This window comes from Pseudomonas sp. 18058, from assembly GCF_902706155.1.
In the GTDB taxonomy this organism is placed as follows: Bacteria; Pseudomonadota; Gammaproteobacteria; order Pseudomonadales; family Pseudomonadaceae; genus Aquipseudomonas; species Aquipseudomonas rustica.
In genome coordinates this window covers 1-21446 of record NZ_CACSJY010000068.1, presented here as the reverse complement: position 1 = coordinate 21446, position 21446 = coordinate 1, and the positions used below count along the sequence as shown (strand labels likewise).

At 59.9% G+C, this 21446-nt stretch carries 18 protein-coding genes; 14 read left to right on the top strand and 4 right to left on the bottom strand.

Features of this window, described 5'->3' with window-relative positions:
• Nucleotides 1-6: 6 nt before the first annotated feature.
• From thiL to GVL50_RS25285, 6 genes are all read left to right on the top strand, one after another.
• Nucleotides 7-972, top strand: coding sequence for a thiamine-phosphate kinase (gene thiL, locus GVL50_RS25310; protein WP_159815458.1), 966 nt, complete (start codon nt 7-9; stop codon nt 970-972).
• Nucleotides 969-1472, top strand: a complete 504-nt coding sequence (locus tag GVL50_RS25305; protein ID WP_007910933.1) for a phosphatidylglycerophosphatase A — start codon at nt 969-971, stop codon at nt 1470-1472. Before thiL ends, GVL50_RS25305 begins: the two co-directional genes overlap by 4 nt.
• 35 nt (nt 1473-1507) lie before the next feature.
• A complete protein-coding gene (locus GVL50_RS25300; RefSeq protein WP_159815457.1) occupies nt 1508-2245 on the top strand; it encodes an ABC transporter substrate-binding protein in 738 nt (245 codons plus the stop codon).
• Between the two features lie 254 nt (nt 2246-2499).
• On the top strand, nt 2500-3117 hold the full coding sequence (gene ribA / locus GVL50_RS25295; RefSeq protein ID WP_053124247.1) for a GTP cyclohydrolase II: 618 nt from the start codon (nt 2500-2502) through the stop codon (nt 3115-3117).
• A complete protein-coding gene (locus GVL50_RS25290) occupies nt 3114-3533 on the top strand; it encodes an MFS transporter (protein WP_159815456.1) in 420 nt (139 codons plus the stop codon). Before ribA ends, GVL50_RS25290 begins: the two co-directional genes overlap by 4 nt.
• Nucleotides 3533-4333 (top strand): cobalamin-binding protein, encoded by an 801-nt coding sequence (locus GVL50_RS25285; protein ID WP_159815455.1) that lies wholly within the window; start codon nt 3533-3535, stop codon nt 4331-4333. The genes GVL50_RS25290 and GVL50_RS25285 overlap by 1 nt, the downstream gene beginning before the upstream one ends.
• Nucleotides 4334-4465: 132 nt before the next feature.
• Here the strand turns inward: GVL50_RS25285 and GVL50_RS25280 are convergent, their stop codons facing one another.
• From GVL50_RS25280 to GVL50_RS25265, 4 genes are all read right to left on the bottom strand, one after another.
• Nucleotides 4466-6352, bottom strand: coding sequence for a TonB-dependent receptor domain-containing protein (locus GVL50_RS25280; protein ID WP_159815454.1), 1887 nt, complete (start codon nt 6350-6352; stop codon nt 4466-4468).
• Between the two features lie 156 nt (nt 6353-6508).
• Nucleotides 6509-8407: a 1-deoxy-D-xylulose-5-phosphate synthase gene (dxs, locus tag GVL50_RS25275; RefSeq protein ID WP_159815453.1), complete on the bottom strand. Its 1899-nt coding sequence runs from the start codon at nt 8405-8407 to the stop codon at nt 6509-6511.
• A gap of 91 nt (nt 8408-8498) precedes the next feature.
• Entirely contained in the window at nt 8499-9386 is an 888-nt protein-coding gene (gene ispA / locus GVL50_RS25270; RefSeq protein WP_159815452.1) for a (2E,6E)-farnesyl diphosphate synthase, read from the bottom strand.
• Nucleotides 9383-9625, bottom strand: coding sequence for an exodeoxyribonuclease VII small subunit (locus GVL50_RS25265; RefSeq protein WP_159815451.1), 243 nt, complete (start codon nt 9623-9625; stop codon nt 9383-9385). The genes ispA and GVL50_RS25265 overlap by 4 nt, the downstream gene beginning before the upstream one ends.
• A 293-nt stretch (nt 9626-9918) precedes the next feature.
• On the opposite strand from GVL50_RS25265, the gene GVL50_RS25260 reads away from it, so the two are divergent.
• From GVL50_RS25260 to GVL50_RS25225, 8 genes are all read left to right on the top strand, one after another.
• The gene (locus GVL50_RS25260) at nt 9919-10164 is read left to right on the top strand and encodes a hypothetical protein (protein WP_159815450.1); all 246 of its coding nucleotides are present in this window, start codon (nt 9919-9921) and stop codon (nt 10162-10164) included.
• Between the two features lie 256 nt (nt 10165-10420).
• Nucleotides 10421-10669, top strand: a complete 249-nt coding sequence (locus tag GVL50_RS25255) for a hypothetical protein (protein ID WP_159815449.1) — start codon at nt 10421-10423, stop codon at nt 10667-10669.
• Nucleotides 10670-10914: 245 nt separating this feature from the next.
• Nucleotides 10915-11706: a YfaP family protein gene (locus GVL50_RS25250; protein WP_159815448.1), complete on the top strand. Its 792-nt coding sequence runs from the start codon at nt 10915-10917 to the stop codon at nt 11704-11706.
• A gap of 40 nt (nt 11707-11746) precedes the next feature.
• On the top strand, nt 11747-13459 hold the full coding sequence (locus GVL50_RS25245; RefSeq protein ID WP_159815447.1) for a DUF2138 domain-containing protein: 1713 nt from the start codon (nt 11747-11749) through the stop codon (nt 13457-13459).
• On the top strand, nt 13429-14094 hold the full coding sequence (locus GVL50_RS25240) for a DUF1175 domain-containing protein (protein ID WP_178124219.1): 666 nt from the start codon (nt 13429-13431) through the stop codon (nt 14092-14094). The genes GVL50_RS25245 and GVL50_RS25240 overlap by 31 nt, the downstream gene beginning before the upstream one ends.
• The gene (locus tag GVL50_RS25235; protein WP_159815446.1) at nt 14091-18656 is read left to right on the top strand and encodes an alpha-2-macroglobulin; all 4566 of its coding nucleotides are present in this window, start codon (nt 14091-14093) and stop codon (nt 18654-18656) included. Before GVL50_RS25240 ends, GVL50_RS25235 begins: the two co-directional genes overlap by 4 nt.
• A gap of 1 nt (nt 18657) precedes the next feature.
• Nucleotides 18658-20277 (top strand): DUF2300 domain-containing protein, encoded by a 1620-nt coding sequence (locus GVL50_RS25230; protein ID WP_159815445.1) that lies wholly within the window; start codon nt 18658-18660, stop codon nt 20275-20277.
• A 3-nt stretch (nt 20278-20280) separates the two neighbouring features.
• Nucleotides 20281-21093, top strand: a complete 813-nt coding sequence (locus tag GVL50_RS25225; RefSeq protein ID WP_159815444.1) for a YfaP family protein — start codon at nt 20281-20283, stop codon at nt 21091-21093.
• The last annotated feature ends 353 nt before the right edge of the window (nt 21094-21446 follow it).

The window sequence follows — 21446 nt, the reverse complement described above, 5'->3', positions numbered from 1 at the left end:
ACTTCAATGGGCGAGTTTGAGCTGATCCGCAATTTCTTCGCCGCCGCGCCTTGTGCGCAGGGCGGCGAAGGCGTTGCTCTCGGGATTGGCGATGACTGCGCCTTGCTCGCTGTTCCCTCCGGGGAACAGCTGGCAATTTCCACCGATACGCTGGTGGCCGGTGTGCATTTCGCCGACCCTTGCGATCCGTTTCTGCTCGGTCAGCGCTCGCTGGCCGTTGCGGTCAGCGATCTGGCCGCCATGGGCGCCACGCCCGTTGCCTTTACCCTTGCCCTGACTGTACCGACGGTGACCGCCGATTGGCTGCAAGCCTATGCCCGCGGTTTGAACCGCATGGCGCAGACCTGTGGCGTTGCGCTGGTCGGCGGCGACACCACGCGCGGGCCGTTGAGCCTGACGGTAACTGTGTTTGGTCGCGTGCCTGCCGGTCAGGCGTTGACCCGCAGCGGCGCGCAACCGGGCGACTTGCTCTGTGTCGGCGGCGAGTTGGGCAATGCTGCCGGCGCGCTGCCGCTGGTGCTCGGTCAGCGTGATGCCGAACCTCATATCGCCCAACCGTTGCTCGATCACTACTGGTCGCCACAACCGCAACTCGCCCTCGGTCAGGCCCTGCGCGGCAAAGCCACGTCGGCGCTGGATATCTCCGATGGCTTGCTAGCCGACTGCGGCCATATCGCGTTGGCATCGCAGGTGCGACTTGAGATTGAACGCGAGCGCGTACCGTTGTCGGATGCTTTAGTGGCGTTTCTCGGTCAGCGTGGTGCCGAGCGCGCGGCGTTGAGCGGTGGCGATGATTACGTGCTGGCGTTCACCCTGCCGTCCGTCGAGTTGTCGGCGCTGCTGGCCAATGGCTGGCCGATCCATGTGATCGGTCGCGTGGCCGAAGGGCAGGGCGTGGTGCTGCTGGATCGCGAAGGGCACGACATCACCCCGCAAACCCGGGGCTATCAACATTTTCAGGAGACACCGTGACAGATCACCCGAAACAGGTTCCGGCCGAATTCGTTCCTCCGTCGGTCTGGCGCAATCCCTGGCATTTCCTCGCGTTCGGCTTCGGTTCCGGCACGCTGCCGAAAGCGCCGGGCACGTGGGGCTCATTAGTTGCGCTACCCTTTATCCCGTTGTGGCAGATGCTGCCCGACTGGGGTTACTGGCTGATGCTCGGGATCACCATGCTGTTCGGCTTCTGGCTGTGCGGCAAAGTCGCCGACGATCTGCGGGTACACGACCACGAAGGCATCGTCTGGGACGAAATGGTCGGGATGTGGATCACCCTGTGGCTGGTGCCGGAAGGCTGGTACTGGTTGCTCGCGGGTTTTCTGGTGTTCCGCTTCTTCGACATTCTCAAGCCGTGGCCGATTCGCTGGATCGACCGGCATGTTCACGGCGGCGTCGGCATCATGCTCGACGACGTGCTGGCCGGCGTGTTCGCCTGGCTGGCCATGCAGGGACTGGTGTGGATTTTCGCCTGATCCGCGCCGTACAGGGTTAAGTGAGGACACTAGGGATGGCTCGACGCTGGCTGGCGCTGCTGATGTTGACCTTGTTGAGCACTGTCGTCAGTGCTCAGGAAGCTGTGCATGCGCCGGCGGTGATTCATCTGGCCAGCGAAGACTGGGAAGACTACACCGCCGCCGACGGCCACGGACTCGCCTGGGATGTACTGCGCAAGGTTTTTGAACCGGTCGGCGTTAAAGTCGAGATCCGCAGCGTGCCGTATACACGCTCGATCGGTTTGGTGCAGTTGAAGGAAGTCGACGCGCTGGTCGGTTCCTATCGTGATGAAGCCGGGCAAGTGCTGTATCCGCACTGGAATTTCGATTCCGATCACATCTACGCGCTGGGTCTGGCGAGCAACCCGCCGCCGACTTTGGCGACCCTCGGCAAATACCGACTGGCCTGGGTGCGCGGTTATCGCTACGAAAACTACCTGCCGAACGTCAAACGCTACAACCAGATCGAGCGCCGCACCGGCATCCTGCCGATGCTCAAACAGGGGCGGGCGGATTACTACATCGATGCGCTGACCGAGATTGAAGCGGTGATGCGCAGCGCGCCGGATCCGGCGCAGTATCGCTATTCGCACCTGGTCGAGCTGCCGTTGTACCTCGGCTTCGCCGACACGCCGCCGGCTCGGGCCTTGATGGCGCTGTATGACCAGCGCATGGAGCAACTGGTGAAGGGCGGCGAGCTGAAGCCGATCTTCGAACACTGGAAGCAGCCCTATCCCTTCAACCCGAACTGAACACCGATCCGGATGCTTGTACAAAACCCCTGTGGGAGCGGGCTTGCTCGCGAAAGCGTTGGCTCAGTCAGCCAATCTGTCGACTGACACACCGCATTCGCGAGCAAGCCCGCTCCCACAGGGATCCAGGCAAGTCTGTAGTTATCAAACTTTTTGATCGTTATCCCCGATAATTCAGCCTAAGCGCCGGTAGGAACCTGCTGCTACAATGCCGGCCTGCGAATTTTCAGACTCTTTAGATCAGGAGCACACCGGTGCCTGTCGTCTTTGTCGCCGCTTCCAAGCTGCCAACGCCTTTTGCGCAATTCACCATGCACGGTTTTCTCGATGAAGCCACCGGCCGCGAGCACGTGGTGCTGAGCCTCGGTGAGTTCACCGACGGTGCCCCGGTACTCGGCCGCTTGCACTCCGAATGCCTGACCGGCGATGCCTTGTTCAGCCAGCGTTGCGACTGCGGCTCGCAACTCGAAGGCGCACTCAAAGCCATCGCTCGCGAAGGCCGAGGTGTGTTGCTGTACCTGCGCCAGGAAGGTCGCGGCATTGGTCTGTTGAACAAGATCCGTGCTTACGAGTTGCAGGACGGCGGCGCCGACACCGTTGAAGCCAACGAGCGTCTGGGCTTTGCCGCCGATCAGCGTGACTACGCCATGTGCCTGCCGATGCTTGAACATCTGGGCGTGAAATCCCTGCGCCTGATGACCAACAACCCGCGCAAGGTCAAAGCCTTGACCGACATGGGCATCACCGTCGCCGAGCGCGTGCCACTGCACACCGGGCACAACCCGCACAACAAACTCTATCTGGCGACCAAGGCCAGCAAGCTCGACCACATGATGGGCAACGAGCATCAGGGCGAGGTAGACCGGGCGTGACCCGTGGTCAGGTGCGGCGCCGATTGTCCGTCGCCTGGTGGAAATACCTCGCGCTGGCACTGGTGCCGCTGTTCGTGATCAACGCCCTGTTCGGTCAGAGCGACGGCATTTTGCCGGTGCTGGCGATGCCGTTGTTCATTGCCGGCGTGGCGTCTATGTTTGTCAGCCTGAAGTTTTTCGGCCGCTACAAACACGCACTGATCGCCACGCAAAACGCCCTCGATACCCCTGAAGAACCCGGCGCGTGGATTGCCCTTGCGGCGAACCGTCGCTCGGCGTTTCTCGCGGCAGCCTTGCCAGCGTGGATCGGCGCACTGGCGGTATTCGTCGGTCTCGAAGCAGTACCGTTGATGCTGCTGGCGCTGTCCACCGCCGTGCTGTTTTATCTCTACCGCATCCCGCGTCAACTCGGCTGATGCGCCGTCTCTGGCTGGCGGTTCTGCTGCTGGCCGTCAGCGGCCCGGTGCTGGCAAACCTGCGGGTGGTCAGCCTCGCACCGTCGCTTTCTGAAATTGTCGTTGAGCTGGATTCGGCTGACCTGTTGGTCGGGGTGCTGGATGCCGGTGAGCGTCCTGCTGAAATCGCTAACGTTCCATCGGTGGGTCGTTATGGCCAACTCGACATGGAACAGTTGCTCAGCCTCAAACCTGATTTGTTGTTGCTCTGGCCCGGCAGCGTCGGCCCGGCACAACGTGATCAGTTGAAGCGCTTGGGCATTCCGACTTTCGTCGCCGAACCGCATTCTTTAGATCAACTCTCCACGCAGATTGAAGCCATTGCCAAGCAATTGGGCAGGCCTGAGCGTGGGGTGAAACTGGCAGCGGATCTGCGGCAAAAACTCGCGGATCTACGCCAGCGCTATCACCGGGAAGTGCCGTTGCGGGTGTTTTATCAGGTGTGGGATAAACCGCTGTACACCGTTGGTGGCGGGCAGATCATCAGTGATGCGCTGCAAGTGTGCGGGGCGCGCAATGTGTTCAGTGATCTGACCTTGCCTGCGCCGCAAGTCAGCATCGAGGCGGTGTTGCAACGTGATCCCGAAGTGATTCTGGCCAGCGACCAGTCCCAGCTCAACGCCTGGCAAAACTGGCCGCAGGTCGCCGCTGTAAAGCAGCAGCAACTACTGTTGGTCACCGACAAAGGCCTCGAACGCCCAAGCGGCCAGATGATCGACGCCACCGCCAAACTCTGCCAACTCATCCAGCCGCACCGATAACCCCTGTAGGAGCTGCCGAAGGCTGCGATCTGTTGATCTTGCTTTGGGGCTGAGTCGGGATTGCCGAAGATCAAAAGATCGCAGCCTTCGGCAGCTCCTACAGGGTGTTGGGTGATATCCAGATGCGGGGTCTTAGCGGATTTCGGGTGTCCAGGTGACACCAAACATCCACATCCGACCTTCCTCGCGATAACCATACTGACCGCCGTCATAGCTGTAATTCGCGCGGCTGTAACCCTTGTCGAAAACGTTATCGACCTTCAGATCCAGCTTGATCTCGCGGTTCAGCGCCCAACTGCTGCGCAAGCCGAACAGTGCGTAGCCACCCAGCGATTGATTGTTGTCGCGATCGTCATAACTGCTGCTTACCGCCTGCCAGCTCGCACCGACACTGATCCGATCAAACTGGCGATCCAGATCCCAGCTCAACGTCCGCCGCGCACGACGCGCCAGGGTATGCCCGGAATCGCGATCGCGCGGATCGATGATCGACACGCCCAGGTTGCTCTGCCAGTCGAACAATTCCTGTTTCAGCGCCGCTTCAAAACCGTTGATTCGCGCCGAAGCGACGTTCTCTGGACGTGAGTTGCTGCCGAAGATAATCGCGTCTTGCAGATCTGTGCGGTAAATCGACGCTTCCAGACGGCTGCTGTCGCTCAACTGGCTGCGCCATTGCAGCTCATAGCTCTTCGACGTTTCTGGTTTCAGATCAGGATTGCTGAAGTCCGGGTAGTACAGGTCGTTGAACGTCGGTGCGCGGAAGCCTTCGCTATAACTCAGCAACAGATCGTTATCCGGATTCAGCGGCAGGGTGAACGTGCCGCTCCAGGTATTCTGGCTGCCGAATTGCTGATTGTCATCGTGGCGCAGACCGAGTTCGGTGGAAAAGCTGTCGGCCTGATAACGATGCTGGATAAACGCCGCGCGGTTCCAGCGGCTGTCCTCGTCGAACGCGGTGCTGCTGTTGACGCGATCTTCGTACCAGTCGCCGCCGAGGATCAGGCTGTTACGCGCATTCAAGGTCAGGTCGTTCTGCCAGTTCAGCGAATCGCGATAGGTGTTGAACACCGTGCGCTCGTCGCTGAGTTTATCCAGGGTCTTCTCGCGGTTCTCGGTATGGCCAAACTCGACGCGGGTTTTCCAGAGGTCGTTGAACCGTGCGTCGAAGTAGCTGCTGATACTGCTGACGTTGAAATCGCTGTAAGGCTGCTGCTGCACCGACTCGAAGGTGTTCATGTCGAAGCGGCCGAACGGGTTGTCGAACTCGCTCTTGCCACGGTTATCCAGCAGATTGGCGCCGATTTCGATGTCATCGGTCAGCGCATGGCTGAGGCTCAAACTAATGGACTTATTGCGGTAGGCATCGTGATCGGCATCGCTTGGATACGACTCGTGCGTACGATCAATCCCGGCGGTTTCATCAAGGCTGGCGCCGAGATTGAAGCGGGTTTTGTCATCGCCGCCGGACAAACCGAGGCTGCGTTCCCACGTCTGGTTGCTGCCGAAACCAACGTGCATGCGTGGCTGCAGACCCTGCTCAGTACCGCGTCGGGTGAAAATCTGAATCACCCCGCCAATCGCATCGCTGCCGTAAATCACCGAACGCGAACCGCGCAGCACTTCCACACGCTCGATCTGCTCGATGTTCAGATGCTGCAGATTGCTGTCGCCCGAAGTCGAGTTGCCGATGCGCTGACCATCGACCAACACCAGGCTCTGCGCCGATTGCGTGCCGCGAATATAGATCCCCGGCAGACTGCCGCGCCCACCGGTCTGCGCCACTTGCACACCCGGCACGCGACGCAGCAAGTCCGGCACGTCGCTCGGTTGCAGGCGGTCGATGTCTTCACGGGTGAATACGGTGTTGGCGGCGCTGCTGTCGTTGCGTGCTTCGACCTGGCGGTTGGCGGAGATCAACGTGTCCGGCAGCTTCAACGCCTGATCACGCTCGAAGTTATCGGCGAGGACATTGGCAGACGGCAGCAGGAAGAAGGGCAGGGCGAGGCGCGAGAGTTTCATGGCAATCCATCGGGAATTTCAGGTGTACACAAATATTTGGTTTCCACAAAACACTGTGGGAGCGGGCTTGCCCGCGAAGGCGTCAGCACATTCAACATTGATGTTGGATGTGCCGACCTCTTCGCGAGCAAGCCCGCTCCCACAAGGGTATTGCGTTTATTTATCGAGCAGCGCCAGACGCTGACGAATCGACGCTTCGATCCCGGCCTCATCCAGCCCGCACTCCGCCAGCATTTGCGCAGGCTTGGCGTGTTCGACGTAGATATCCGGCAAGCCCAGATGCAGCATCGACTTGAGGATGTTCTCCCGCGCCAGGAACTCGCTGACCGCGCCACCGGCGCCGCCCATGATCGCGTTCTCTTCGATGGTCACCAGCAACTCGTGGCTGCCGGCAATCTCGCGCACCAGTTCTTCATCCATCGGTTTGACGAAACGCATGTCGACCACGGTGGCATCCAGCTTCTCGGCGACTTTCAGCGCTTCGGTCAGTTGCACGCCGAACACCAATAGGGCGACTTTGTTGCCCTGACGGCGGACGATGCCCTTGCCGATTTCCACCGGTTCGAGATCTTTTTCGATGGTTGCATTTGGGCCATTGCCGCGCGGGTAGCGCACCGCCGCCGGGCCGTTGTAGAGGTGACCGGTGGTGAGCATTTTGCGCAGTTCGTTTTCATCGCTCGGGGTCATGATGACCATGCCCGGAATGCAGCGCAGGTACGACAGGTCGAAGCTGCCAGCGTGGGTCGGGCCGTCTTCGCCGACCAGACCGGCACGGTCGATGGCGAACAGCACGTCGAGGTTCTGCACCGCAACGTCATGCACCAATTGGTCGTAACCACGCTGCAGGAACGTCGAGTAAATCGCCACCACCGGTTTTGCGCCTTCGCAGGCCATGCCGGCGGCGAACGTCACCGCGTGTTGCTCGGCAATTGCCACGTCGAAGTAGCGCAGCGGGAAGCGTTCGCTGAACGCCACCAGATCCGAGCCTTCCTTCATTGCCGGGGTGATCCCGACCAAGCGTGGATCCGCCGCCGCCATGTCGCACAACCACTCGCCGAACACCGCCGAATACTTCGGCCCGCTGGCTTGCTTCGGCGCAGCGGCCGGAGCGTCCAGGGGTTCGAGTTTGGTGATGGCGTGGTAACCGATCGGGTCGACTTCCGCCGGAGCGAAGCCTTTGCCTTTCTTGGTGACGATGTGCAGAAACTGCGGGCCTTTCAGATCACGCATGTTGCGCAGCGTGGCGATCAGCGTTGGCAGGTCGTGGCCGTCAATTGGGCCGATGTAGTTCCAGCCCAGCTCTTCGAACAGGGTGCCGGGAACCAGCATGCCTTTGGCGTATTCTTCGGTACGACGGGCGATTTCCCAGGCGCCGGGCAGGCGCGACAGGACTTTCTTGCTGCCTTCACGCATGCTCGCGTAAGTGCGGCTGGACAGGATCTTCGCCAGATAATTGGACAGACCGCCAACGTTGCGAGAGATCGACATGTCGTTGTCGTTGAGGATCACCAGCATGTTGGCGTTCACTTCCGGCGCGTGGTTCAGTGCCTCGAAGGCCATGCCGGCAGTCAACGCGCCGTCGCCGATCACCGCGATCGCCTTGCGATCACTGTTTTGCAGGCGGGCGGCAATCGCCATGCCCAGCGCTGCACTGATCGAGGTGCTGGAGTGGCCGACGCCAAAGGTGTCGTACTCGCTCTCGGCGCGGCGCGGGAACGCCGCGATGCCGTCCTTCTGACGCAGCGTGCCCATGCGCTCGCGACGACCGGTGAGGATCTTGTGCGGATAAGCCTGATGACCGACGTCCCACAGCAACCGGTCGTCCGGCGTGTCGAAGACGTAATGCAGCGCGATGGTCAGCTCGATCACGCCCAGGCCGGCACCGAAATGCCCACCGGTCTGACCGACCGTGTAGAGCAATTCCAGGCGCAACTCATCGGCCAGGGTTTCCAGCTCGGCTTCGCCTAACCGGCGCAGGCCGTCCGGCGTATTCGCGCGGTCGAGCAGGGGCGTGGTCGGGCGCTTGCGGGGAATCTCATGAAACGTCGTGGGCATCAGGCGAATCGTTATAGGTATAAAAGATGCGGCAGTTTACCTGATGCATCGCCCCCTGCCCACGCGTTGGTATTTTTTGGCTGCTCGGCGCTCAGTTGCGCCGCTCAACGATATACCGGGCCAGCTCACGCAAAGGCTCAGCCGCCGCGTCAAACGGTCGCAGCGCATGCAGAGCCTGATCGCGCAGTTCCAGGGCGTAGGCCTTGGCGGCGTCGAGGCCGAGCAATGCCGGGTAGGTTGGTTTGTCACGAGCGATGTCAGCGCCCTGGCGTTTGCCGAGGGTTTCGGTATCGCTTTCGACGTCGAGGATGTCGTCCTGCACCTGAAACGCCAGGCCGATGGCCTGTGCATAAGTCTGCAGGGCACGCAGTTCGTCTTTCTCGGCACGGCCGCTGGCCAGAGCGCCGAGTCTGACGCTGACTTCGATCAGCGCGCCGGTCTTGTGCCGGTGCATCTGTTCGAGGGCTTTTTGATCGAGCTTGAGGCCGACCGAGCCGAGGTCGATGGCCTGGCCGCCAACCATGCCCGCCGGGCCTGCAGCCTGCGCCAGCGCGGTGACCATTTGCAGACGGATATCGCTCGTGCAATCGCTCAGGCGCGGATCGAGCAGGGCGCTGAACGCCAGACTCTGCAAGCCATCACCGGCGAGAATCGCGCAAGCTTCATCGAATTTTTTGTGGGTGGTCGGCTGGCCGCGACGCAGATCGTCATCGTCCATCGCCGGCAAATCGTCGTGAACCAGCGAATAGGCGTGAATCAGCTCAACCGCGCAAGCCGCGCCGTTGGCTTGCTCAGCCTTGCCGCCCAACGCTTCGCAGGCAGCATAAGCCAGCAGCGGACGCACGCGTTTGCCGCCATTCATCACGCTGTAGCGCATGGCTTCATAAAGACGTGCCAGCTCTGGCAGCGGCGCATTGAACAGGGTTTCCAGTGCCGCATTGACGCGGTTCTGGCTGGTCGCCGTGTACGCTGCAATCATTCTGGCTGTTCCGCGTCGAAGGGTTCCTCGGCGAGTTCGCCATCACGCTCCAGCAGCACTTGCACCTTCTGCTCGGCTTGCGCCAGCGCTGCCTGGCAATCACGGGTCAGACCGATGCCCTGCTCGAAAGCGGTCAGCGAGTCTTCCAGCGACAATTCACCATTCTCCAGACGCTCGACCAATGCTTGCAGGTCGGCGAGGGACTGTTCGAAATCCAGTGCAGCTTTTTTGCGGGCCATGGCGGCGATTTCCGGTTGACGTTAAACCGGCGCGACACTAGCAGATAGGGGGGTTATGGGCAAATGAGCGGGGGGGGCGACGCTCATGCAAATTCTAATGTGCCAGACCAGGATTTTTCCTAGGCTTTGTATTAGCAGAATCTGCATGTGTTGGCATTCGATCAAGGTCGTAGAGAAGAAGGGGTGGCGGTGTGCCATCTTCAGTGGGTCTATAAAGGAGATAACCCAGATGGATGTTGCACACTGCACTTTGAATGGTGAGAGATACACCGTTCGGCAATTTGAAGGTTTGAGTGAACACGATGTCGCACAGCTTCGCCGTTTTTTGGCTTGCCCAGTATGCGCTGGCCCGGCGTTCTATCGAAAAGAGTCAACAAGTGGGCAGGCGGCTTGCTTTGGTGCTAGACCACACGCGCCCGGGTGTTCCTTGGCCGCCGCAGAACCACGATATCGTGGAGGCGCAGGACCTGATCAAGTCGAGCGCATTAATTCAGGTGAACGGATTGAAATCGATTTTGTTTACGGTGCAGGCCCAGTAACTCATGTAAATCCGAATGAACCAGCGAATCCACAAGGGCGAGGAGGGCGATTCGTAGGAGGAGGAAGCGGTCCTCGTAATGCCGTCATGCATCGACGTCTAAGCACATTGTTAAAAAATCTTATGCACAGTGATGGGTTCAGGAACTCAGACCAATTAATTGCCATGCCAGCAGGTGAGTTCCGAGTCAGAACTTTTTTGTCGAGTTCTCTGATATCGACGGGAGTCATGAAGGGGTGTATCGCGGGTACTGGGGCATGATTTCCGATGCTAAGGGCGATGGTGGCGGAAGCCTTTGGTTAAACAGTGGCGGACGTGATGATGTGAGTGTCGTGATTCCCAATGAACTTGTGAACGTGTTCGCGCAGCGGTTCAACGTCGACGATATTGAGGAATTGGCGGGTGCTTATGCGCTTTTCCTGGGTGAGCTAAAAATCTCGCAAAACGGCAAGGCTTATTTGGCTTGCAATGATATTCAGGCGATCTCCGTGAGTCTCGCCGAGTAACAATGGGGCGAGAGATTTCAACTTTGTAGCCCTTCACATACTTATTCGGCTCACGTCCAACATACCTGCGTGATTCCCGCCGCAAATCCAGATGTATCCGATTGTTAAAAAACCACCAAATGGCTAATCTTCGCGCCTTCTACGACCCGACAGTCACGGGTCTTTCAGACGAAACGCAGTTTCACCGCTGTGAAGTACCGAGGATCGGGTGCAAGGTTTCGTTCAGGCATGGCAGGAGGCATCACATGCGTTCACTTCTTTTGCTGTTGATCGGTCTGGCCTGCGCGTCAGTGCTGTGGGCCGCGCCGACTGCCGAACTGTCTGAACCGGTCGGTGGCTGGCGCTATCACGGCTTGCTCGATCGTACGGAAAACACGCAAGTCGCCTACCCGACGCCGCCGATCGATCGCGGCATTCAGCGCAATCGCACGATGATCCAGGGTCAGCTCAAAGCCATCGGGCATCTGCGCCCGCCACACAGCCTTGCGGTAAATGGCAATCCACTGAATCTGTACACCGACGACCAGGGGCGTTTCGCCCGGCCGTATGCGTTCGGCGCCGGCTCCAACAGCGTCGAGGTGATCAGCGCCGAGGGCCAGTCGCTGAAGCGTGTGCAGTTTTATGAAGCAAACAATTTGCGCACGCCGGCGCGTATTCGTCTTGTCTTGGGATGGGACGATCCGAAAGCCGAACTCGATCTGCACATTGTCACGCCCGACGGTCAGCATGCGTTCTGGGCGCAGTCGGCGCTGAGCAATGGCGGCGGGCTCGACCCGGATGGCGTCGATGGCCCCGGCCCGGAAATGTTCACCATGACCGCGCCGCTGCATGGCACCTATCTGGTTTACGTCAACTATTGGGGCAACTTCGGCAACGGCGGCTATAACTTCGAGGAGACCAGCAATCAGAACGAGGTGATCACCTCGCAAATCACGCTGGTGCTCAACGAAAACACCGTCGACGAAAAACGCGAAACGTTCATCGTGCCCCTGCGGGCGATCGGTGATCTGCTGCTGGTAAAGACTTTCAACTATTAATAAGCATCCCGCTGCACGGATGAAATCGGGCTTTGAAAAGATGAGCGAAAACACTGTGACTTCGGCTGTCGACACGCCAGCGGCGAAACCTTCGCGGCGCTGGCCATTGCTGCTGGCCGGGTTGTGCCTGGTGGCTGGCGTGGCGGGTGGTTTTGGCTGGCTGTTGCTCAAACCCAAGGCGCCGCCAGCGGAATTGGCCAGTGACAAGCTCGGCCTGAGTCGCCCGGACGCGCTGCTCGAAACACATTCCCTGAGCCAGTTGCCCAAAGACTTGCTGACCGTGCCGTTCCTCAAAGCCACGCTCACCGAAGATTTCGTCTTTTATTACGAAACCCACGCCGATCGTCTCGGCCTGATCGGTAGCCTGCGCCGGATCATCTACGAGCATGATCTGAAGTTGCAGGACAGCCTGATCGAAGCGCTTTTCGATCAACCGGCCGACGTGGCGCTGTGGCGCGGGGCGGATGGTCGCCTCAAGGACTTCCTGTTGGTGATGGATCGCGGCGGTCTGGCCAAATTGCTCGAGCCGCTGGCGAAGGTCGCACTGGATGACACGCAACTCAGCCAGATTGCCGAAATCAAGGTCGGTGGCGACACCGTGCCGCTCTATCAGTTGACTTACAACGCGAGCAAAGCCCTGCTGTTCGCTTCTCACGGCGACAAACTGGTGGTGCTGTCCAACCCGGCCAAGTATTACGATCCGGAAAGCGGCACCTCCGAAGAGTCGGGTCACGTCTCACCGCAGGCATTCGCGGCGCTGCTCAACGGTGAAAAACTGTTCACCGAAGCCTTCGGTCTGCCAGCGAAAACCCCGGAAACCAAACAGCGTCTGTCGGTCAATTCCAGCGTCCTCGCCATGGGTTATCAGCGTTTCATCCCGAACTTCGCCGGGCTGCGTTTCGACATGGACGACAAGGGCTGGCACAGCTACCTCGCGATGGATGAACTGGAAAACCAGCCGGACTTCGATTTCAAACCGGTCTGGCAGGCGATGCCGCTCGGTGCCAGTGCCTGCGTGACCTTGCCGGTCGCGGCCGAACCGCAAAAACCGCTGCTGGTAAAACTCGGTGCCGAAGAAGCCGTGGCGCAAACCCTCACCGAACACGTCGCGGGTGCAGTAGGCCTTTGCTGGTACGCCGATTCGCGTGTGTACACGCCGCTGTTGGTCGCCAGTCTGAAAGATGAAGACAGTGGCAAACTCGACGGCCACCTCGGCAAATTGTTCGGCTCGATGGTCGGCGCGTTTGAGTCCAATGTTGAAGAAAACGTGTTTCCGGTGGTCGAGAAACAGGAAGGCCTGAACCACGTCTGGCAGCGTCAGGTCAGCTCCAACTTCGGCCCTTACGCAGCCAAAGATGCCGAAAACCCGGACGCTATTTCCGGCAAGGCTTTCATGAAAGTCAGTCTCGCGCGCCACGGTTCGACGCTGCTCTTCTCCCTCGATGACAAACTCGTCGACAAGGCCCTCGGCACCCTCGACAAACGCTTCCCGCCGATGGCCGACGTGCTGCCCAAAGATGTGCTGATGCCTATCTACTTCGGCCCGGATTCGATGGCGCAACTGATGCAGCAGGAAACCCTCGACAGCCTGCCGCAGGACATGGAACCGGTGTTTTACAACGCCGCGCAAACCTACCTGATCCCGAAACTGCGCACTCTCGGCGGTTACGGCAAATACGCGTTGACCTTGCCCGAAGGCAGCGAGCCTGACGGCCACTGGCAATGGCTGCCGCTGGAGTGGAAAGCGCTGTGACGACACTGATCCGCAGTCTCGGCTTGCTCGCACTGTTACTCAGTGCGGGAGCCCGAGCCGTCGAAGCGCCGGCGCTTGATCCGGCACAGTCCCAGGTGTTTCGCGCCTGGTTCGTGCGCATCGCTCAGGAGCAACTGAGCCAAGGCCCGAGCCCGCGCTGGTACCAGCAGGACTGCGCCGGGCTGGTACGTTTTGCCGCCAACGAAGCGCTGAAAGTCCACGACGATAAATGGCTGCGCAGCAATGGCCTGTCCAATCGTTATCTGCCGCCGGAGCTGTCGCTGACCGATGACCAACGCAAGCTCGCCCAGCAATGGCAGCAGGGTGGCGGCAAGGTCGGGCCTTACGTCAACGCGATCAAACTGATTCAGTTCAACAGCCATCTGGTCAGCCGCGACGTGTCGCAGGCGCGGCCGGGTGATTTGATGTTTTTCGATCAGGGCGACGACCAGCACCTGATGATCTGGATGGGCCGCTACATCGCCTATCACACCGGCACCACCACCCCGACTGACAACGGCATGCGTTCGGCAAGCCTGCAGCAACTCATGACATGGAAGGACACCCGATGGATACCCGACGCAGCCAACCCCAACTTCATCGGCGTCTATCGACTGAACTTTCTCTCCCAATGACCGGTGCCCGCATGTTGCGTTTCCTGCCCCTACTGTTGGTATTAGCCCTGCCTTTTTCGGCGGTGAATGCCGAAGATACCGTCGAGCCGAGCGGCTATACGCCGGTCTCCGGTGAGAGCTTTTTCCTGCTCGCCGACAGCAGTTTCGCCAGTGATGAACAGGCAATGGTTCGCCTCGAAGCGCCGGGCCGCGATTACCGTCGATTCCGCATGGAACCGTATGGCGGCGCCGACATTCGTGTGTACCGCATCGACAAGCCGTTGGACTTCCTCAAGCGCCAAAAGAACCTGCATCGCGTGGTCAGCGACGGTCAGTTCAAGGGTGAAGGCCTGTCCAACACTCTCGCGTACCTGTGGGATAACTGGTACCGCAAATCCCGTCGGGTGATGCAGCGCGCGTTCTCTTATGAGTCGCGCAAACAGGTCACAGAAGAAGTGCCGGAACTGAAGATGGGCAACGCCATCGCCGCACCGACGCCGTACGACGCGCAGCCGCAATTTGCGTTGATTCCGGGTCTGCCGGTGGTCAGCCAGTTCCGCTATCCGTTGTGGCAGGCCAAGCCGATTCAGCCACCGGAAGGTGTGAATCTGGCGGGGTCTTCCAGTGATTTCGTCAGCGTCGCACCGGGCAACGTTTACATCCCGTTGGGCAATCTGAAACCCGGTCTGTATCTGGTCGAAGCGCTGATCGGCAAGTACCGCGCGACCACCATGGTCTTCGTTTCCAACACGGTGGCAGTGAGCAAAATTGCCGGCGATGAATTGCTGGTCTGGGCCGCACGCAAACATGAAGGCAGCTCGGTGCCGAAGGTCAATGTGCTGTGGACGGATGGCCTCGGTGTGCTGAGCAGCGGCGCGACCGACACTGATGGTTTGCTGCGCCTGAAACACGTCAGCCCTGAGCGCTCGTTCGTCATCGGCGAGGACGAAGAGGGCGGGGTGTTCGTCTCCGAAAACTTCTATTACGACAGCGAAATCTACGACACCAAACTCTATGCCTTCACCGACCGGCCGCTGTATCGCCCGGGTGATTGGGTGTCGTTAAAGATCGTTGGTCGTGAGTTCAAGAATGCGCGGGATTCGGTGTTGCCGGGGGCGGCGGATGTCAGCGTCGCGGTGCTGGATGCGACGGGCACCGAGTTGCAGCACCTCGATTTGAAACTCGATTCGAAGGCCGGCACTCAGGGCCGCTTCCAGTTGCCGGATAACGCGGTGGCGGGCGGTTACGAGATTCGTTTCAACTACAAGGATCAGGCCTACAGCAGCGCCTTCCGTGTAGCGGAGTACATCAAGCCGCACTTCGAGATTTCGCTGAACCTGGCCAAACAGGATTACCGCACCGGCGAACCGGTGAAGGGCAGTCTGGTATTGCTGTACCCGGACGGCAAACCGGTGGCCAACGCCAAACTGACCTTGAGTCTGCGTGCCCAACAACTGTCGATGGTCGACAACGAGCTGCAATACCTCGGGCAATTCCCTGTGGAACTGACCAGCACCGAACTGACCACAGACAGCAAAGGCAACGCGACCCTCGACCTGCCGGCCGCCGACAAACCGAGCCGCTACATGCTCACCGTGTTTGCCAGCGATGGCGCGGCGTATCGGGTCAAGACCACCAAGGAAATCCTGATTGACCGTGGCGCCGCAAGCTTCCGCTTGAGCGCGCCGCAACGCTTCAGTGCGGTCGGCGACAAGGTTGCGTTCAGCTACGCCAACGAGGGCGGCAGCGAGCGGAGCAAAGCGGTGACGCCGAGCACTTATGGCTGGGTGCGCCTGGAAGACCAGAGCACGGGCGAAGGCAAACTTGCGGCGACGGACAAGGGCTTCAGTCTGGCCTTCGATCGTCCCGGCACTTACAACCTGACGTTGAAAGACCAACACGGTCGCGTGCTCGGTGCCACCGGGCATTCGGTCACCGGCGATGGCGTCAAAGCAGTGCCAGGTACCGTGGAAATCGTCCTCGACAAACCTGAGTACAAGGCTGGTGATGAGGCGCTGGCGCTGATCACGTTCCCGGAGCCGGTCAGCGATGCCTTGCTGTCGCTGGAGCGCGACAAAGTCGAAGCCACTGCGCTGCTGGCCAAGGGTGGTGATTGGCTGAAACTGGAAAAACTCAGCGACACCCAATACCGCGCGCGCATCCCGGTGAAAGATAACTTCGCGCCGAACCTGACCTTCTCCGTGCTCTACACCAAGGGTGGTCAGTACAGTTTCCAGAACGCCGGGATCAAAGTCATCGCGCCGCAAATCGACGTGGCGATCAGCACTGACAAACAGGTCTATCTGCCGGGCGACACCGTCACGGTTGACCTGACCACGCAGTTCGCCGGCAAAGCGGTACCGGCGCATCTGACCGTCAGTGTTGTCGACGAGATGGTTTACGCGCTGCAACCGGAAGTCGCGCCGACCATCGACCAGTTCTTCTATCACCCGCGCCGCAACAACGTGCGCACCAGCGCCAGCCTGTCGTTCATCAGTTATGACGTCGCGCTGCCGGGCAGTCCGGGTGCGCCGGGCAAAGCCAACCGCAGTGAGCGCGGGGTGAAAGTGCTGGAGCGTCCGCGTCGTGAAGACGTCGACACCGCCGCTTGGCAACCGGAGTTGTTGACCGGTGCCGACGGCAAAACCCGCTTCACCTTCAAGATGCCAGATTCGCTGACCCGCTGGCGCATCACTGCCCGAGCGATCGCCGACGACGGTCAGGTCGGGCAGAAGAAGCAGTTCGTGCGCTCGGAAAAACCGCTGTACCTGAAGTGGAGCGGCCCGAGCAAATTCCGCAAAGGTGATCAGCCACAGCTTGGTGTGTTCGCGTTCAGTCAGGCCGAGAAACCGGTGAAGGCTGAACTGGTCACTCACTACGCTGGCACCGAACAGCGTTTGCCGGTGACTTTGAACAACGGCATCAATTACCTGCCACTGCCAGGGTTCGCATTGGCTTCCGGCGAATGGACTGCGGAACTGGTGCAGGACGGTAAAACTGCTGATGCCTTGGCTGTACGCCTCAGCTCGACGGGTGATGGCTGGCAAGTGACGCAGACGCAAAGTCTCGACGTCGCCAGCGGCGATACACCGTTAAGCCTGCCAGCGGATGCCACCGATATTCGCCTGCGCCTGGATGACAGTCCGCAAGCGCTGTTCCGCTCGGCGCTCGATGATCTGCTCAGCTATCCGTACGGCGGCGTCGAACAAACGGCCAGCCGCTTGCTGCCGTTGAGCATCGCTTATCCATCGCTGGCGTCGAACCCGCAGATCCGCGATCGCTTGCGCCTGATCATGCAAAACAGCCGCCTGCGTCTGGTGCAAATGGCCGGGCCTTCGGCGAGCTTTACGTGGTGGGGCTACGACGGTGAGCCGGATGCGTTCCTCACCGCTTACGCCTATTACGCCGACTTCAACGCCAGCCAAGTGCTGGAACTGACCTTGCCGCCGGAGCACTGGCAGCGAGTGTTGGAGGTTTACGCCAAACAAGCGCCGAACACGCCGTTGCTGCAGCGCGCGTTGATTCTGTCGTTCGCCAAACAGATGTATCTGCCGGTGAATACGTTGCTGACAGGATTGATGGAGGATCTGGCCAAGGCTGGTGAAGGCAATGCCGAAACCATGCTCGACGATGGCCAAAACAGTTTGGTGATGAGCGATCCGGATTCAGCGCTTGGTCTGGCGGCGGCGCGGGTGTTGACCGCAGCGTTGGCCGCGCAGTCGAAAGTGACCTTGCCGGAAGCGTTCAATCGTCAGGTGGGCGCTGCGCAACAGCGTCTGTCGGTCAGTTCGCAGCCATTTGCCGAAGCGCTGAATTTGTCGCTGCAACCGTTTGATCAGGCGCGCGCGCAGGCTTTGTTGCAACGTCTGTTGCCGCAGCAATCGACCCTGGAGCGAGCGCTGGCGCTGACCTGGCTGCAACGCAGCATCGCTCAAGCCTCGCCGACCATCGCGCTGACGCCGGGTGAAGGCTGGAAGAAAAACTACGGTGCAACCGGTGAGATGTATTGGACATGGCAGGGCGCGACGCCGGTGCCAAGCGTATTGACGGTTTCCGGTACTCAGGAGCGTCCATTGCGCGCGGCGCTGAGCTTCCAGACTCAGCAACCGGCAGTCGATCCGATGGCCGTGACTATTACTCGTCGTCTGTCGCGACTGGTGCCGGGCGACGAAGCTTTCACCTTCAAACTGGAGCCGGTCGGCAACAAGCCGTTGTCCAGCGACAGCCTGTATCTGGACGAAGTGATCCTCACCAGCAAAGCGCCGAAGCCGCTGCGTTACGGCATGCTCGAAGTGCCGTTGCCGCCGGGTGCCGATGTCGAGCGTACGACGTGGGGCATCAAGTTGCAGGGTAAGGAAGGCACTGAGCCGACTGCGCTGGAGAAGGCGCGCTTCGAACCGGGACAACTGGCTTACGCGGTGCCGGTGGATGCGCTGAGCGGCGAGTTGCGTCTGCGTCATCTGGTGCGTTTCTCGCAGAAAGGCCAGTTCAACCTGCCGCCGGTGCGCTTCACCCAGATTTACGCGCCGCAGCATCAGGCCCAGGAAGCGAAAGCCGCGCTCGGTCAGGTCACGGTCAACTGACATGATCCGCTCGCTGCTGTGGCTGATGTTGTGTGTGATGCCTGCGCTGGCGACGGCGCAGGATGAGCCGCTGCGTCTGGCTTACAAAGGCGAGTTGTTGTCGCTGAATCACACGCAGTTGATTGCTCGCGAACCGTTGCCACCGACGCTAGACGCGCCTCTGGGCAGTCTGTGGAAGTTGTTCGTCTACGCGTGGCTGGTGGATACCGGCGTGCAGGAACCGGCATATGAATGTCGCGGGCAGTCGAAGGAAGAGGTTTATTGCTGCACGGCGGGCGGCAAGATCGAACGTGATCAGGCGTTGGTGAAGTCTTGCGGGTTGTATTTCGAGCCTTCGCGGTTGGGGATCGCGGCTGGGGATTGGCGTGCTTATTGGCAGGCGCGGCAGGCGCCGTCGTGGTTGCTGGATTTGCCATCGGTGCAGCCGGCGCAACGTGTTTCCGTTGTCGAGTTACTTAAGGTGTTGGCGACTTTGCCGGCGCAGGATCAGGCGCGGCGGGTGCTGCTCGATGTGCTGCTTAATGCAGCGGACGGCAATGTCGTCGGTGAACTGGGCGGACGTCTACGGGTGAAAACCTGGAGCTGGCTCGGCGATCGGGATCCCCAGTCACGGCAGGGTGGTTTCGCCGGTTGGACGGCTGACGGCTCGCCGATCTGGGCGGGCGGGCGCGGCACCAGTCAGATGGTCTTGCGTCATTTCGGGCAGGCGCTGTCGACCGTGTTGCCAGTGGTATGGCCGGTGGACGCGGGACGCTGTGTTGAAGTCGGCCTGTTTTCGAAATATCCGGTTTCGAGGGTTTTAGCGGGCGAACGTATCGCGGCATCGGGTTCACTAAAGGGTGACTACCGTGTCGAGTTCGCCAACGGCAACGCGTTGGATATCCACAGCGACGGCGAACTGTTTCTGCTCAACGACAAACTCGTCGCCCGCGTGGATCGCGAAGAATACGTCGCCCGAGTCCTCGAGCGCGAAGCCAAAGCCGAACCCGCTGAAGCTGCCAAAGCGCTTGCCGTCGCCATTCGCACCTATCTATTGCAGAACGCGACACGCAATGGCGATTGCCAGAGCATTGATGACAGTAGCAATCGGCAGCGAGTTGCGCCGCGTCCGGCCTCTGTCGAATCGCGCAACATTGCCGCGTGGACAACCGATCTGGTGTTGGCCGGCAGTACGGTCACTTATCACTCGGATCAGCCCGGCCCGGACAAACTCTCTTGGCAGCAGGCTGTCGAGCAGGCGAATGCGGGGCAACGATATGACGCGATTTTGCTACACGCCTATCCGCGCGCCAGCCTCAGCCGTTGGGATAACCCGATTGCTTCTTGCCAAGCATTGCCCGGCGCACAGGACTGGCTGCAAAAACAGCGTCGTGGCTGGCGGCCAAAACTGGACAGCGAAACCGGCTACAACGAAGTCAGCACATTTGCCGTGTGCAAACTCGCGTTCGGACGACCTTACGTCGACCGCGAACGCCAGCGCATTTATGTGCGCGGCGTGCTGACCTTGCAGGATCGCCTCGATCTGACTCACGAATATCTGCACCTTGCCTTTGAAGCACACCCCAATGGCCAGGATGAAACCTACATCGAAGGGCTCGCCCGTCACCTTTTGCTGGAATAGACCATGACACTCCGTTATCCACAGGTCTTGCTGCTGCTCTGTGCCTTTAATGTGCTGCCCGTGGCCATGGCTGCCGACAGCGTCAAACTCGACACGCCGGTCGGTGGCTGGCGCAGCGGCGCACCCGAAGGCGAGGGCGAAAATTTTCGTCAGACCGTCAACTATCCGGCCTCATCAGTGAATACGCCGGTTGGCCAAGCCAAGACCGCGCGCATCAGTGGCGAGATCAAAGCCACGCCGAAGGGCAATGAGCCGGATCGATTGATCGTCAACGGCGTGAGCATGCCGTTGAAAATTGACGAGTCCGGGCGCTTTGATCGACCGTTCTCTTTTCCCAATGGGAGCAACAGTGTCGAGGTGCGCAGTCCCGACGGACAACAACGGCACCGCACGCAGTTCCTCAATACCAGTGGTGGTGCGACCCCGGCCAAGCTTCGCGTTTTATTGGCATGGGACAGCGACGGTACCGACCTCGACCTGCACCTCGTCACGCCCGATGGCGCGCACATCTGGTACGGCAATCGCGTCGCGCCAAACGGTGCAGCGCTGGATGTCGACGTCACCACTGGTTACGGCCCGGAAATCTTCGCCATGCCGGCACCGATCAAGGGTCAGTATCTGGTTTACGTGAATTATTACGGCGGTGGCTATCGAGGAGATGAAGAGGGAGGGGATGACGCGGTGCAGCCGTTAACCACGGCGCAGGTAACGGTGATCACCGAAGAGGGAACACCGAGCGAGAAGATGGAGACGTTCCTTATCCCGATGCGCGCGGTGGGGAAGTTGACGCTGGTTAAGTCGTTTAGCTATCCGTGAGGCTCAGGTACAGCGATCGCAGCTTATATATAAAAGAGCAGGGCAACGAAGGCCGACCCCTTGGGGTCGGCCTTCGTGTTTGCGGGCTTTTTTGACCAATGTGACAGAAATATGAAAATAGACGTTGACGTCAAATTCCAGACGTCTATAATTCGCCCCACTTCCGGCGCAGTCGAAACGGAAAACTCCTTGAGATTCAATGGGTTATGCAGGTTTCGGCAGCAAGTGCTTCAGTTCATCGAAGCCAAAAGGAAGTTGAAAAAGAGGTGTTGACAGCAGCGTGTAACGCTGTAGAATTCGCCTCCCGCTGACGAGAGATCTGAAGCGCAAGTGGTTGAAGTTGTTGAAGAATT